The sequence below is a fragment of the Wenzhouxiangella sp. YN9 genome (assembly GCF_056324165.1).
In genome coordinates this window covers 130,816-144,634 of record NZ_JBJNIP010000091.1, presented here as the reverse complement: position 1 = coordinate 144,634, position 13,819 = coordinate 130,816, and the positions used below count along the sequence as shown (strand labels likewise).

At 64.5% G+C, this 13,819-nt stretch carries 10 protein-coding genes and 1 riboswitch; of the genes, 4 read left to right on the top strand and 6 right to left on the bottom strand.

Annotation, left to right across the window (positions count from 1 at the left end; translation table 11 throughout):
• Positions 1-244 precede the first annotated feature (244 nt).
• Positions 245-3,439 (top strand): ligand-binding sensor domain-containing diguanylate cyclase, encoded by a 3,195-nt coding sequence (locus tag ACEWQ0_RS07915; RefSeq protein ID WP_476485008.1) that lies wholly within the window; start codon positions 245-247, stop codon positions 3,437-3,439.
• 18 nt (positions 3,440-3,457) lie between these two features.
• Here ACEWQ0_RS07915 and djlA read toward each other — a convergent pair whose 3' ends face one another.
• A complete protein-coding gene (djlA, locus tag ACEWQ0_RS07910) occupies positions 3,458-4,255 on the bottom strand; it encodes a co-chaperone DjlA (protein WP_476482604.1) in 798 nt (265 codons plus the stop codon).
• 189 nt (positions 4,256-4,444) lie between these two features.
• On the opposite strand from djlA, the gene mgtE reads away from it, so the two are divergent.
• Positions 4,445-5,824: a magnesium transporter gene (gene mgtE, locus ACEWQ0_RS07905; RefSeq protein ID WP_476485007.1), complete on the top strand. Its 1,380-nt coding sequence runs from the start codon at positions 4,445-4,447 to the stop codon at positions 5,822-5,824.
• A 45-nt stretch (positions 5,825-5,869) separates the two neighbouring features.
• On the opposite strand, the gene ACEWQ0_RS07900 is transcribed toward mgtE, so the two are convergent.
• A complete protein-coding gene (locus ACEWQ0_RS07900; RefSeq protein ID WP_476485006.1) occupies positions 5,870-7,018 on the bottom strand; it encodes a baeRF11 domain-containing protein in 1,149 nt (382 codons plus the stop codon).
• Positions 7,019-7,151: 133 nt separating this feature from the next.
• Here ACEWQ0_RS07900 and ACEWQ0_RS07895 point away from each other — a divergent pair, with 133 nt between their 5' ends.
• Both ACEWQ0_RS07895 and ACEWQ0_RS07890 read left to right on the top strand, forming a co-directional pair.
• Entirely contained in the window at positions 7,152-7,685 is a 534-nt protein-coding gene (locus ACEWQ0_RS07895) for a hypothetical protein (protein ID WP_476485005.1), read from the top strand.
• Positions 7,686-7,765: 80 nt separating this feature from the next.
• A complete protein-coding gene (locus tag ACEWQ0_RS07890; RefSeq protein ID WP_476485004.1) occupies positions 7,766-8,527 on the top strand; it encodes an NUDIX hydrolase in 762 nt (253 codons plus the stop codon).
• A 13-nt stretch (positions 8,528-8,540) separates the two neighbouring features.
• Here ACEWQ0_RS07890 and ACEWQ0_RS07885 read toward each other — a convergent pair whose 3' ends face one another.
• The 4 genes from ACEWQ0_RS07885 to ACEWQ0_RS07870 form a co-directional block, all read right to left on the bottom strand.
• A complete protein-coding gene (locus tag ACEWQ0_RS07885) occupies positions 8,541-9,308 on the bottom strand; it encodes a phosphotransferase (RefSeq protein ID WP_476485003.1) in 768 nt (255 codons plus the stop codon).
• Positions 9,305-9,940, bottom strand: coding sequence for a nicotinamide riboside transporter PnuC (pnuC, locus tag ACEWQ0_RS07880; protein ID WP_476485002.1), 636 nt, complete (start codon positions 9,938-9,940; stop codon positions 9,305-9,307). Before pnuC ends, ACEWQ0_RS07885 begins: the two co-directional genes overlap by 4 nt.
• Before the next feature lie 72 nt (positions 9,941-10,012).
• The gene (locus tag ACEWQ0_RS07875; protein WP_476482597.1) at positions 10,013-12,145 is read right to left on the bottom strand and encodes a TonB-dependent receptor; all 2,133 of its coding nucleotides are present in this window, start codon (positions 12,143-12,145) and stop codon (positions 10,013-10,015) included.
• 82 nt (positions 12,146-12,227) lie between these two features.
• A riboswitch (TPP riboswitch) is annotated at positions 12,228-12,331 on the bottom strand.
• A gap of 23 nt (positions 12,332-12,354) precedes the next feature.
• Positions 12,355-13,713 carry a DedA family protein gene (locus ACEWQ0_RS07870; RefSeq protein ID WP_476485001.1) on the bottom strand — a complete coding sequence of 453 codons (1,359 nt, stop codon included), beginning with the start codon at positions 13,711-13,713 and terminating at the stop codon, positions 12,355-12,357.
• Positions 13,714-13,819 lie beyond the last annotated feature (106 nt).

Genomic DNA, 13,819 nt, shown 5'->3' with positions numbered 1-13,819 from the left:
TTCGCGATCCGGGGGCGCGCAACACGAGCGAGCATGAGAAATCGCTCGCAAAACTGACCAGCCGCCCGCGTCCGAGCGCCCGCCACTCAAGCATTTCGGATCGCTGCCGCCACCTCGAACGAGGAGGGTATGATCCGGCGACTCGCTTGATTCATGCTTTACCGAAATGGCGGGCCCGCTCGTCACGATGAATTCAGCGTGCCCGATACCACTGAAGCCTGAAATGGAATAGATGCGCACTGGCATGGAACGACACCGCAGCGGCAAACGCCCGGCTCCACGGAGACAGCTGTCGTTTTCCATCTGTTGGCTGCTGGTTCTTGGCACGCTGATGTCGGCGCCGATCAGCCCTGCGGTGGCTGCCGATGCCGAAACCGGCCTGCCGCCGCTGCGGGTATTCCACAAGGACGACTACGGTGCGGCACGCCAGAACTGGGCCGTTGCGCAGGATCAGCGCGGGATCGTTTACGTAGGCAACGTGGACGGCGTGGTACTCAGCTTCGATGGCGTCCGCTGGCGCAGCACGCCGCTGCCTGGCGTGCCCACCATCCGCTCGCTGGCCAGCGGACCTGATGGTCGGATTTACGTTGGCGGTGTGGGCGACTTCGGCTACCTCGAGCCCGATGCACGCGGGCGTCAACAGTACGTTTCGCTGCTCGACCGCCTGACGCCCGAGCAGCGCGACTTCATGGATGTGTGGGACATCCTCGTAACCGGCGACGGCGTGTACTTCTTCACCTTCAAGGGCCTGTACCGGGTGACCGAGAACGCCGTCCGGCGCTGGACGCCGGACAACCGTTTCCATCTGGCCTTTCAAGTCAACGACCGGATCTTCGTGCGCGAGGTCGGCAAGGGCCTGATGGAACTGGTTGATGACCACCTGCAGCTGGTAGCCGACGGCGCGCGCTTCGCCGACGAGCGCATCTACGCCATGCTGCCCTGGGGCCACACCGAAGGCGCGCCCGCGCAGGCCGTGCTGGTGGGCACCCGCGATATCGGCTGGTACGTGCTCGACAGCACGGGGCTCACGCCATGGTCGAATGAGGCCGACCCCTTCCTTGAAGACGACCTGCTCTATCAGGCAATTCTGCTCGACGATCACCGCCTGGCGCTTGCCACCCTGCGCGGCGGCGTCATCCTGATGGCCCCGGACGGGCGCCTGATCCGCCGCATCACTCGCGACGAGGGCCTGCCCGACAACGCAGTCTTTCGCATTTACCAGGCCCGCCAGGGCGGGCTGTGGCTGGCGCTGAGCACCGGAATCGCCCGACTGGATGTCGCCAGCCCGGTCACCCACTTTGACAGCAGCACCGGCTTGTCCGGCCAGGCCCTGGACGTGGCGCGCTACGACGGCCGCATTTTTACCGCCACTACCGATGGGCTCTACGGCATGATCAGCGGCCGCGACGGCGCCGCTGGCTTTGCTGCCATCGATGCCATTCGCGGCCAGACCTGGCGCCTGCTGGCGCTCGACGACGGCCTGCTGGTCAGCACCATGGAAGGCGTCCATCTGTGGCGCGACGATGAAGTCAGCCTGCTTCGCCCGTCGGCGCAGACCTCATTTGCCATGCTGCAGTCCCGGCGCGACCCGAATCGGGTATGGATCAGTCTGCAAACGGGCCTGGCCGCCGTGTACCGCGACGGCAAGGGCGGCTGGCGCGACGAGGGTCGCCTGCCCGGCCTGGACGACGAGATCCGCACCCTCCACGAAACAGAAGACGGCACGTTGTGGGCCGGCACCTGGTACAAGGGGGCGCTGCGAATCCAGCCCAATCCCGACGCCGACCCCGACGCGGGCATCTGGCAGCAGATGCTCCCGCCCGAACGCTTTGGCATGGTCGAAGGGGCGGACGACTACTCACTGACCTATCTTCACGCCATTGACGGGCAGCTGCGCTTTGGTACCCGTGACGGGCTGATGCGGTTCGATTCCGAACGCGGCGGGCTGGTCACTGATCGGGAATTCGCGCGGCTGTATCCCAACGGCCCGGCGCAGACCCTCCCTTTCCATCAGGACCCTCTGGGGCGTGTCTGGCTGCATACGGTCGACAGCCGTCGCAACCTTCAGCAGACCCTGGTCGCCCGACCCGCCGCCAGCGGCTATGTGCGCGACACGCTGACCGCGGCCAGGCTGAAAGGAGTGGCCGTTCGCGCGATCTACGGTGAGCGCGACGGCACCGTCTGGCTGGGCGCCGAAGACGGCCTGTTCCGCCTTGACGCCCAATCGTCCGCCAGCCCGCGCCCGGAATATGACCCGCTCATACGCGGCATTACCGAGCGCGAATCCGGCAAGATCCTGTACGGCGGCGACGGCCCTCTGCCGTCGCTCGTACTGGAATACGACGACAACACGCTGCGCTTCGAGTATGCCGCACCAGCCTTCACGCGCATGGACAGCAATCGTTACCGCGTCATGCTCGAAGGCCTGGATCATGACTGGTCGAGCTGGAGCGCCGAGGCGTTTCGCGACTACACCCACATCCGTGAAGGGCACTACCGATTCAAGGTACAGGCCCGCGATGTATACGCAAACACCAGCCGGATTGCCACCGTCGACCTGCGCATCCTGCCTCCCTGGTATCGCAGCCTCTGGGCCCGGGCGGTTTATGTGCTGGCGGCGGCCCTGGTGGTCATCGGCCTGTTCCGCTGGCGGCTGGGCGCGCTGCGGCGCCGCACCCGCTTGCTCGAAGAACAGGTTGCCGAGCGCACCCGGGCGCTATCGGATGCCAACCGTGCGCTGGCCGAGCAAAGCCTGACCGACCCGCTGACGGGATTGCGCAACCGGCGCTACCTGAGTCAAGCGCTCCCGGCCGACATTGCCATGGCCAGCCGCCATTATCGGGATCACCAGCATGGCAGTGCCGACCTGCTGTTCGTGATGATCGACATCGACCGCTTCAAGGAGGTCAACGATCACTACGGACATGCGGCCGGCGATCAGGTTCTGCAGCAGCTCGGTGGCATACTGCGCGACCAGCTTCGTGAAAGCGACACCATCGCGCGCTGGGGCGGCGAAGAGTTCCTGCTGGTGGCGCGATTTACCGATGCCGATTTTGCCGCCCGGCTGGCCGAGCGGCTGCGCAGCGCCGTTGCCGCTCATCGCTTCACGCTGGAGGGGTACGAACAGCCAATCGAAATGACCTGCTCGATCGGCTTTGCACAATACCCCCTGTTTCCTGACCTGCCGGAGCATGTGGACTGGAACAAGGTGGTCGATGTGGCCGACCTGTGCCTTTATGCTGCCAAACGCAGCGGGCGCAACACCTGGGTTGGCGTGGCATGCGGCGAAGTGGCGCCTTTGGCCGAACACTTGAACCACGTCACCGCGCACCTGCCCGAACTGATTCGCAGCGGCAGCCTGGTCGTGCGGACCTCGCATCCGGCCGGTCCGGACGGACTGCGGTGGAGCCACCCGCCCGAAGATCAGAATCACGATTGACCACGAGCCCGGCCAGGCTCAGGCGGCGCGCTCACGGTCCCGGCTATCGCGAACGCGGTCATAGGCCTGGCGCACCTCGCGCACGCGCTCCTTGGCTACTGCACGCATGTTCTCGGGCAACCCCTGGCCGGCCAGCTTGTCCGGATGGTATCTGCTCATCAGGCGACGATACGCCTTCTTGACCTCGGCATCACTGGCCGTTGCCTCCACGCCCAGTGTGGCGTAGGCCTCTTTCAGCGCCGCTCCGGCGGTGGGATCGGTGCCTGCATCGCCACCCGGCCGGCCGGAAGCCGCCGCGCCCAAGGCCGCCTCCAGGCGGCGCAGATCGAGCTGCGACAGGCCGAGCAGACGCCCCACGCGCAGCAGCATGTCGTGCTCGGCCTCGTGAAGGACGCCATCAGCGGCAACGGCCGAAAGCTGCGCCTGCAAAAACAGCTGCAGCAGCGCCGGACGGTTGCCAACGGTGGCGCGCAGCGTCCTGACTTCGCCGGCCAGATCAAAGCCGGGGCCCTTGCCCCGGCTGAATGACGCCCGGGCGTCACGCCGCTGCTCACTGGTCAGACCCAGCTTGTCGAAAAACTGCTCGACCACGCGGATTTCGTCGCGGCTGACGTGCCCATCGGCCTTGCACAGGGCCCCCATGACGGCAAAGGTCGAGTCGAAGAACTGCGCCTGCACTGCCTGCAGCCCGCGCGGCAAAACCACGCGGGTAAGCAGCAGGCCGACACCGTAACCCAGCGCCCCGCCGACAAGCAGCCCGCCGGGCAAGCCCAGCGCAGCGCCGATCACGGCGCCGATGATGATGAATAAAAGCATGCGTGCATGGTACCCAAAATCGCATTGCGGCTCGGCCCGGCACCGCGCCCGGTGGTGACGCCATCAATCCGGCGGCGTCGGACGTATTGTTTTGGACACAGACCTGCAATAATTCAACCGTTGACGCGGCCAGCCAGGACGCGGCCAGCGGCCAGCGCAGCAAAACGACGCAATTCCAAGGAGAAGCCCGTGCAGCAGGAAACGCCTCCGGAGCAGGAAGACATCAGCGAAGGCCTGGAGCAGCAGCACATCCAGGCGGTGATCGAAGCCGTCGACACTCAGAATGCAGCCCGACTCGACGAGCTGCTCGAGCCCCTACATGCCGCCGACGTCGCTGACCTGGTCGAGCAGATCAGCCCGCCGGAGCGCCGGGAGCTGGTAGCGCTCTGGGGCAAGAACATCAACGGCGCGATCCTTTCCGAGCTTGACGATGCCGTGCGCGAACCCCTGCTGGAGGCGCTACCGCAGGAGGTCGTGGCCGAGGCCATCCGGGGCCTCGATTCCGACGACGTGGTCGACCTGGTCGAGGACCTGGAAGAAGCACAGCAGTCGCGCCTGCTCGAAGCGCTCGAGATCAGGGATCGTATCGGCGTCGAAGGCGCCTTGTCCTATCCCGAATATTCCGCTGGCCGGCTGATGCAGCGCGAGCTCGTCGCGGTACCCGAGGACTGGTCCGTGGGCCAGGCCATCGACTACATTCGCGACGACGACAGCCTGCCGGATCAGTTCTACCACGTCATCCTGGTCTCACCGGCGATGAAACCGGTGGGCTATGTGACCCTGGGGCGCCTGCTTTCCTCACCCCACAAACGGCCGCTGACCGCGATCACCGAGCCCAGCTTTCGAACGGTGGGCGTCACCGAAGAGGCCGCGGACGTGGCCTACATGTTCAATCACTACCACCTGATCTCCGCGCCGGTAGTCGACGAAAGCGGCCGCTTGACCGGCATGATTACCATCGACGATGCCATGACCGTGCTCGACGAGGAGCACGAGGAAGACCTGCTGCGCCTGGCCGGCGTCGACGAAGATTCCAGCCTGACCGACACTGTCTGGCAGACCACTCGCGGCCGGGCCGTCTGGCTGATGGTCAATCTGGTCACCGCCATCCTGGCCTCATCGGTCATCAACCTGTATGCCGAAACCATCGATCAGATGGTGGCCCTGGCCGTGCTGATGCCCATCGTCGCCTCGATGGGCGGCAACGCCGGCACCCAGACGATGACGGTGGCGGTACGCGCCATTGCCACGCGCGAGCTCACGCCTCGCAACACCCTGCGGGTCAGCTGGCGCGAGATCACGGTCGGGGCGATCAACGGCCTGGGCTTTGGCATCGTCATGGCGCTGGTCGCAGCCTTGTGGTTCGGCCTGCCCATGCTGGGCGCGGTCATCGCCCTGGCAATGGCCATGACCCTGATTGCCGCCGCGCTGGGCGGGATCGTCATCCCGATCGCCCTGGAGCGCTTCCATGTCGACCCGGCACTGGCCTCCGGCCCGTTCGTGACGACCGTGACCGATGTGATCGGTTTCTTCGCCTTCCTGGGGCTGGCGTCGATGATTCTGCTGTGAGCCCGGCGCAAGCGCCCCGTGGCACCGGCCAAGGTCGACTTGCCCTCAGATTGGATAGCGCAGGATCGCTGCCAGCTCACGGCCGTCGGGAATATCGGCCCGGCGCACCGCCAGAACCGATGCCCCGGTGCGCAGCGCGCGACCGGCAATTTCATCGACGATGCCGTAGTTGACCGCATCGCCCCGTGAGTCGAGGCTGATCTCGCCCGTTTCTTCGTCAATGAAGCCGTCAACAACGCTGTCGATATCGACCAGAAGGCTATCGATACCGCCGTAAGTGGCCAGGCGCGCAGCGTCAGACAAGTCCGTGGTCGTGCGACGGTCACCGGCGCGCTGCTCGAAGCGGCTGTGAAAGGCCTCGATCTTGCGCGCATGCTGTGCGTCCAGAATCGGGCGGGCAGCCTCAGCCAGCTGAGCCGCACTCAGGTGATCCGGGTTGCCCTCGATGGTCTCGGGGGCCAGCGGCAAGGTGGTGGCTCCACGAAACGTGGCGGTCAACGGCTCGGCGGCGGCGAGCACGAGCGGCGCATTCGCATCCTTGAGCACGGGCCGCAAGGCCGCGTCGATACGGCGAATGTAACGAGCCAGCGGCATATGGCCTGCCTGATCGCCCTGACGGTGGCCAATGCCGCTATGACCCTTTTCCGCTTCCGGACCGCCAAGGCTGGCGGCATCACCGGGCAGGTTGGCAATGTCGACTTCAACGGCCGGTTCGCTGGCCGAAACCTCCACAAGTCGAGTGGCCTTCTCCGAGAGCGCGAGAACAAAGGCCGAATGCGAAAAGGTGATGGCACGCAGCAGCGGCTTGAGATGGAAACGGTCGGAGACCTCCACGATCTCGCCGATGCGATTGGCCAAACGATAGCTGCGCAGCAAATCAGGCGTGGCCAGGATCGCCAGGCTGCGCGCCTGATAATTCCAGAACTCGGTGTCGTCGCGCAAGCCTTCCAGTCGTTCCGCCAGCGGCCAGATACGCCGCTTGTCCAGGCCGGCTTGTTCGAGCTGGGCAATGGCCGTTCTGGCAAGGTTGCCAAGCTTGATCCGGGCCGGCTCGATTTCGCGCGAGATCGGCGTCGTCGGTAAATAGATCGACACGCAGGCATCGGCCCGAATCTGATCGAGCTCGGTCATTTCCCCGGTACTGGGCACATCCAGATAGAACATCAGTAAACCCTTGATACGAAAGGCCGACATTCATCATAGCAAGCTCACGCACACCCACGTTCGCACTCGCCGGCGGGCGGGTGTTCCGATCCGGATTGATTCCGCCCGATACCGGATTCTGCTAGAGTCGAGGCATACCTGAGCCGCAGATCAGGAGGCACGCATGAAACGCAGAATGGGTCTGACCGGAGAAGCGTCCGATCATAAGCTGGCGGGCATTTTCTCTGACGCGCAGCGGCTGACGGACTGTCGCCGTGAGATGGTGGATTCAATCGCAGGAATCGAAGGGCAGATCGAGCGCCTCGACCCGGCCGACGGCGCTGAGGCCTTTAGTCTGGAACCCGAGCCCCGCGGCATCTGGCACACCATCATCCGGGCCCACCTCTGGCTGGCACTCGCCGGTGCGCTCGTCGGGCTGCTGATCCTGGCGCTCATGCTCTCCCTTGGCGTGCCCTTCGTGGCTCAGAATGTCGGCGCTTCGTCCGTGCTGCTGGTGGTCTTCTGCGCTCTCGGCGGCGCCCTCATCGGTGGCGTGATCAGCATGCGCCCTGACCACGTACCCTATATCTCGAAAGTGCGCACGGCGCTCGACGACCAACGCCATGTGCTCATTGTCCACGCGACCAGCCGCGATCAATTCAAGGCGGCCGGCGACTGCCTCGAACGCTTTGCTGACCATACCGTCTCGACGCTGTGAACGCACGGGCTGCGAGGACGGATCGTATTCCCGCGCCCGCTCGCTGAACGGACGGACTGTCACCAGGATAGATAAACGGCATGCTCCAGGCCATCAGAAACAAGTACGGCGGGATCTTCCTGTCCGGCAAAAACCTGCCCCGGCAAACCAGTGAGTTCCGAGACGCCATGGCCACCGCACTGTCGGCCTGGACGCGCGAGGGCCTCAAGCTGGCCTGGCTGGAGATTCCGGCCCGCCGAGGTCAGTTGCTGCCCGACGCGATGGACCTCGGGTTTGCCCTGCACCACTGCCGCAACGAAACCGTGATGCTGGTTCGAAGACTGGTCGACGGCGCCTATATTCCCGAAGCGTGCACCCACAGCATCGGTGCCGGTGGCCTGGTGCTATCGGACGACGGCCATATCCTGGTTGTGCTCGAAAAGCGCGATCGAACAACACGCCCCGACCACCTCAAGCTGCCCGGCGGGATGCTCGAGCGCCGCGAGCACGTTGCCGACGCGGCGATGCGCGAAGTGCACGAAGAAACCGGAATCAGAACCGAGTTCCGCGGCCTGGTCGGCATGCGTCACCACCACCGGGGGCAGTTCGGCGCCTCCAACATCTACGCCGTGTGTCGGCTCGCTCCGCTGAATTTCGACATCCGCATCGACGACGAAGAGCTGGAAAAGGCGCTCTGGATGCCCATCGACGAATACCTGGCGCGGGAGGCCACCTCGGCATTCAATCGACGCGTGGTCGAAGCCGCCCTGGCAGCTGATCCGTTGCGCCCCGTGGATCTCGACAACTACATGGACCACCCCGACGACTATGAAATCTTCATGAACGACAGCGCCGCAGGCTGACGCCGGCAGCTGATCACAGCCGGATCAATCGCTCCCACAGGTCGTTTATCCACGCCATCATTTCAGCGACGAAAGGCTCGTTGACGGCGCTCGGGTTCACGGTCCAGATATCGATATCGCGATGACCGAGGGCGGCATATTCCCAGTCGATCAGGTACAGGCGCTCGGGGGTTTCCAGAATGTTGGCGGGAATCAGATCATGATGCACCAGGCACGCCGTCCATGGCGCCCGATCAAAGGCCTCCAACCGCGGCTCGAAGGCCCGCCAGGCCCGGGCAAGCCGCGCATCGGCAAGTCCGGCTTGCTCGACCTGGTGCCAGTAATCACGCAGATAAGCGTGATAGCTGCGCCGCGGCCAGTCGGGGGGGGCCAGGGCGTGCAGTCGTTCGAGCAGCGGCCCCAGCCGGGCCAGCTGCTCCGGATTGCTCAGGTCCTTGTCGCTCCATGTCCGCGCCGGCAGGTAGGGGAAAATCACGAAACGCTGGCGCGGATCCCAGAACCAGTACGGCCGGCTGATATCGGCGGCCGACGTCAACTCCAGAATTTCGCGTTCGCGCTGGCGATCGATGCCCAGCTGCGCGCCCCCGGGGTGGTTGATGCGCAGCAGCAGCTCATCGGACCGGCCCGGCGCGCTCAAACGATAGTTGCGGTTGGTCCTTCCCGCCCGGATGCGCTCGACCAGCTGCGGCCGTCCGCGCAGCCCCAGGCCCCAGTCCGGCCAGGAATCGATCAGCGCGTCAACGGCCGCCACTTCGCCTTCATCCTGGCCCAGCGGGGTCATGGCCCGGCTTCACCGCCAAGGCCGGCTCGCGCCCGGTAGTCGCGCAGCCAGCTCGTCCAGCCGACCACCGAGATGATCAGATAAGCGACGTTCAACAGCGCGGTCAGCGCCATGCCGCGGTCGAGAAACAGAAAGATCGCCAGGCTGTTGAACACCATCCAGTAGACCCAGTTTTCCAGCACCTTGCGCGCCACCATGAAAGTTGTCACGACCGCACCCCAGGTGACCAGAGAATCGAGATACGGCCAGGCCGCCTGGCTGTGGCGCGAGAGCAAGTAGCCCGACACCAGGGTAGACAGCACCACCACCAGCAGCGCCAGGGCATGTCGCCACAGCGGCCAGCGCGTCACCGACAGCGCCTGCCCGCCGCTGTTGCCGTGGCGCCAGTACCACCAGCCATAGACCGCCATGCCCATGTAATACACATTGAGTGCCGACTGCATGAGCAGCTGCACCCGCCAGAACAGCGCGGTGAAAAGCGCGGTGCTGATGAAAGCGGCAATCCAGCACAGGCGGTTCTGGCGTACGGCCAACACCAGGTAGGTGATGGCCAGCAGCACCGCGGCCAGCTCCCAGGCCGACATCGCTGCCCAGCGCTCATCGAGCTGTTCCAGCCAGTGCTCCAGCTTCATGCCGCAGCCTCCGGGGCACGATCAAGGGCCCGACACCTGCGGCCCGGGCCCGCCGGCACCTGCCTGCGCCGGTCAGTAGACATAACGCAGTGTCGCTCCAACCACGCGGGGCTCGCCAAACTGAAAGTAGGGCTCGACCACATAGTTCTCGCGCGGATCGTTGCCGAAGCTGCCGAAAGCGCGGGTCTTGATGTCTTGATCGGCGATATTGCGCGCCCACAGGGCAAAATCCCAGGGCCCCTGACGATAGCCAATGCGGGCGTTGAAGGTCTCATAAGCGTTGGATCGGGTCTCGTGACGGCTCGAGAAGTAGAACGCATCCTTGCCCTCGGCCTCCACCCGCACGTACCAGCGATCGGACAGCTGCACGATGGCGCCCAGATTGAACATGTAGTTCGGCGCATGCGGCAGCTCGCGTCCGTCCATGTCGTACGGCTCTCCGCTGGCCGGGTCGGCATCGACATGCGAATAGTTGAGGAACTCTTCGAAGCGGGTATCCAGCAGGCCGAGGCTGGCAAACGCCAGCAGGCGATGGCTCACGCGCCAGTTGAGCTCGGCCTCCAGGCCGTAGCTCCGCCCGGCGGTGGCGTTGGCCTTGTACTCGATGAAGTGGCAGGGGCAGGATTCACCCTCGATGGGCTCGACCAGCGATTGTTCGGCCTGAACATCACTGCGGTCCTGATAGAACACCGCCGCTCGCAGATCGACCCGATTGTCGAGCAGCCGCTTCTTCACGCCGAGCTCATAGTTCAACAGGGTTTCGGTGTCGAACGCGCGCCGCTCATCGGGAATGAGCGAATCGCTGTTGATTCCGCCGGCCTTGTATCCGCGAGATGCCAGCGCGTACCACAGCCCGCCGCCGTCGGTGCGATATTCGAGCGCCAGCTTGCCGCCCCACATGTCCTCGCCGGGCTCAAAGGCGGCGCCGTCGCTGTCGCTGTATTCGACCTCGCGCCGCTCACCGCGCAAACCGGCCACCAACTGCAACTGGCGCGTCATCGGTATCTCTACCTGTCCGTAGACGGCATGGTTGTCGGTGTCGTAGTCGAACAGGTAGTCGCTGGCAAGAAAGCTGTACTCTCGCCGCAGGCTTTGGCCCGCATTGCGCACATAAGCGCCAATCACCCAGTTGAGCTGATCCGGCCCGCTGCTGGATACCGCCCGAAGATCCAGCGTGGTATTGCGATCGCGGCGAATATAGTTGTCGAATGCCGTGAATGGCGCGCCCGGGCACTCGAAGACCTCGCAGAAGCCAACGAAGGTCCAGTCGTCATCGTAGCCGTATTCCAGGTCGGCATCGGTGCGGCTGATGAGCGCCTCGATGTCGAAGGCATCATGTGCATGCCAGTGGATGCGAACCGAACCGGCCAGCGTCTCCTGGCGATCGTGCCCGGGTCGGTCGGAGTAGGTCATGCGCGTATTGTCCAGAGAGAACGCGTCGTAGCCGTTGTCGACATCCAGGTACAAGCCGGTCAGGTCGATTTGCAGATCATCATGGGGCTGCCACCGCAGCTTGCTGCGCAGCGTCTGTTCATCAATGTTCTGCACATCATCGCGACCCAGGTAAGCGTTTTCCTGAAAGCCGTCACTCTGTTGATTGGAATAAGCCAGTCGATACCCCAGCGTGTCGCTGAGCGGCCCGGAAACCATGCCCTCGAACGCGCGCATGCCGTAGTTGCCGGCGCTGACCTCCAGGTGGCTGGTGAATGCTTCAGTGGGGCTGCCGGTAACGATATTGATCATGCCGGCCAGAGCATTGGCGCCAAACAGGGTGCCCTGCGGACCACGCAGAATCTCGAGCTGGGCCACATCCAGGGTCGTCGCGCCACCGCCCAGACCGGTCATGTCGATGCCGTCGACCAGCAGCCCGACCGAGGCATTCATCGGTTCAACGAACTGGCTGCGGGAGCCGATCCCCCGAATCTGGAAAAAACGGCCGCGCGAGGCACCCGTGGAAAAGTTGACGTTGGGGCTGATGTTGAGCACGTGCTCGAGGTGCGAGGCTCCTCGCTCGCGGACGGTTTCACCGTCGATGACGCTGACGCTGCCGCCGAGGTCGAACAAACCGGAGCGATAGAAATCGGCCGTGACCACGATACGATCTTCGATGTCATCGTCAGAAAAGTCCTCGACGTCATCGGACTGCGCGAAGCTGACTGACGATAGCGCCAGCAGCAGCCCGAAGAAGGACGCTTGAATATTCACTTGTGAGTCTCCGAATGCAAGTCAACAATGGAGACCCGGAATGCACGGGGGATTGCCGCCAGCGCCATGCAGTGGCCTTGAAGGGCGCTTGACGTTCCTGTCCCTACGCCGGCATTAACCGGATCAGGTTCGACGGGTCCACCCGCGTGGGTGTCTCAGGCGATTACGCCACCCCGAGGAAGCGCCCATTATAGCGCATGGCGAAGGCTTCAGGCCGCCTCTTCGCGCTCAGCAGGTGCAGGTGCTGAGCGCGGCCGCAGCGCGGTGCCGGGCAGCTCCAGGGTGGTGGCCCATGCCAGCCCCAGGGCCAGCCCCAGCACAATGCCCGAAGGCGCAGCCCAGCCGGCCACCACCGTGGCCAGCGCCACCGTACACAGCATGAAAGTACTGACGGCGGCAGCGCCCACCGCACCGCCCCAATCCAGCGTCCGCGCGGTGAGCGCGGTGGCCTGCACGAGCAGCGCTGCCGCTGTCGCAACGGGCACGGAAGGAAATTCCGCGCCGGGGACATGACCCTGAAGCACAAAACGATCAAGGAAATAAGCCCCGCCGGCTGCGCCTACCAGGCCGACGCCCACGCGAACTGCGGCAAGCCAGCCCACGCGCCACAACACGAAAGCCATCAGCGGCAGCGCGGTGACCACAACCCCGGGCCAGTAAAGCGCATGCAGCCCGCTACGGGCGATCGACACGGCCTGGTCGGTTCGAGTGCTGTTCATCCAGTCGAGGACGGGAAAGTCGATCAACGCCAGCCCCTTCACTGCCCGGGTCTGGTCAAATACCAGACCGATAACACCGATTCCGGCCAGCAGGGCGACAAAGCAGATGGTCAAGCTCAGACCCTGGGCCACGCGCGGATCGAAGCGCCGGGTCAACCAGCGAAACCCTGGAGCCAGCACGCGCGCGATGCCCTGCGTACCGGTCGCGCGCAGAGCCAGCCGGAATACAGCTTTCACTCGCCGCTGATGGGCCGCAATGCGAGCCGCAACCCAGCGAATGACCACGGCGGTCAGAAACAGGATCAGAACCAACAGCGCGGCCGTTCCGCCGATCTCTCTCAGCAGCCCCCAGGACTCTCCGAGCACGAGGCCCAGAATCGCCCAGACCATGGCCCAGACCAGGCTTGCGGGAATGTCGAACAGTACAAAATGTCGATAGGGCATGCCCGAGGCACCGGCCAGAAAAGGCACGATGATGCGGGTGGGAGTGGATACGCGGCCGAGCACGATGGCCCAGGCTCCGCGGCGGGCCATGAACTCCTGTGACTTGCGAATCGATGGACCGCAAATGCGCTGCAGCGGCGCCCATCCGAGCAGCCCGTTTCCCCAGCGACAACCAACGTAGAAGCCGGTGGCATTACCCATCACCGTCGCCACCAGCACGATACCGAGCAACACATCCATTTCGAGCTGACCACGCGAGGCGAGAATCCCGCCGGTCACCACAGCCAGCTCGCCGGGCGTCACGAACCCCAGGAAGAAGGCGGCCTCGGTCCAGCACAGCACCGCAATCAGGATGTAGACCGTCAGCGGCGGGAGCTCGAAAAGCGGCTGGAGAAGTTTGTCCATGACGCCAGATCCATTGCCTCAGGGCATCTGTTGAGGTATCTGAGAATCACCGGACCGAGCTCTCGCACGACCCCGGATTCCACGCGCCCCCGCCTGAAGTATAAAC

What these genes read in the sequence shown, in the direction of transcription:
- ACEWQ0_RS07885 (WP_476485003.1), bottom strand. Translation starts at nt 9,308, where the DNA reads ATGACCCCGCTGGGCCAGGATGAAGGCGAAGTGGCGGCCGTTGACGCG.
- ACEWQ0_RS07900 (WP_476485006.1), bottom strand. Translation starts at nt 7,018, where the DNA reads ATGTCGGCCTTTCGTATCAAGGGTTTACTGATGTTCTATCTGGATGTG.
- djlA (WP_476482604.1), bottom strand. Translation starts at nt 4,255, where the DNA reads ATGCTTTTATTCATCATCATCGGCGCCGTGATCGGCGCTGCGCTGGGC.
- ACEWQ0_RS07870 (WP_476485001.1), bottom strand. Translation starts at nt 13,713, where the DNA reads ATGGACAAACTTCTCCAGCCGCTTTTCGAGCTCCCGCCGCTGACGGTC.
- pnuC (WP_476485002.1), bottom strand. Translation starts at nt 9,940, where the DNA reads ATGAAGCTGGAGCACTGGCTGGAACAGCTCGATGAGCGCTGGGCAGCG.
- ACEWQ0_RS07915 (WP_476485008.1), top strand. Translation starts at nt 245, where the DNA reads ATGGAACGACACCGCAGCGGCAAACGCCCGGCTCCACGGAGACAGCTG.
- ACEWQ0_RS07895 (WP_476485005.1), top strand. Translation starts at nt 7,152, where the DNA reads ATGAAACGCAGAATGGGTCTGACCGGAGAAGCGTCCGATCATAAGCTG.
- ACEWQ0_RS07890 (WP_476485004.1), top strand. Translation starts at nt 7,766, where the DNA reads ATGCTCCAGGCCATCAGAAACAAGTACGGCGGGATCTTCCTGTCCGGC.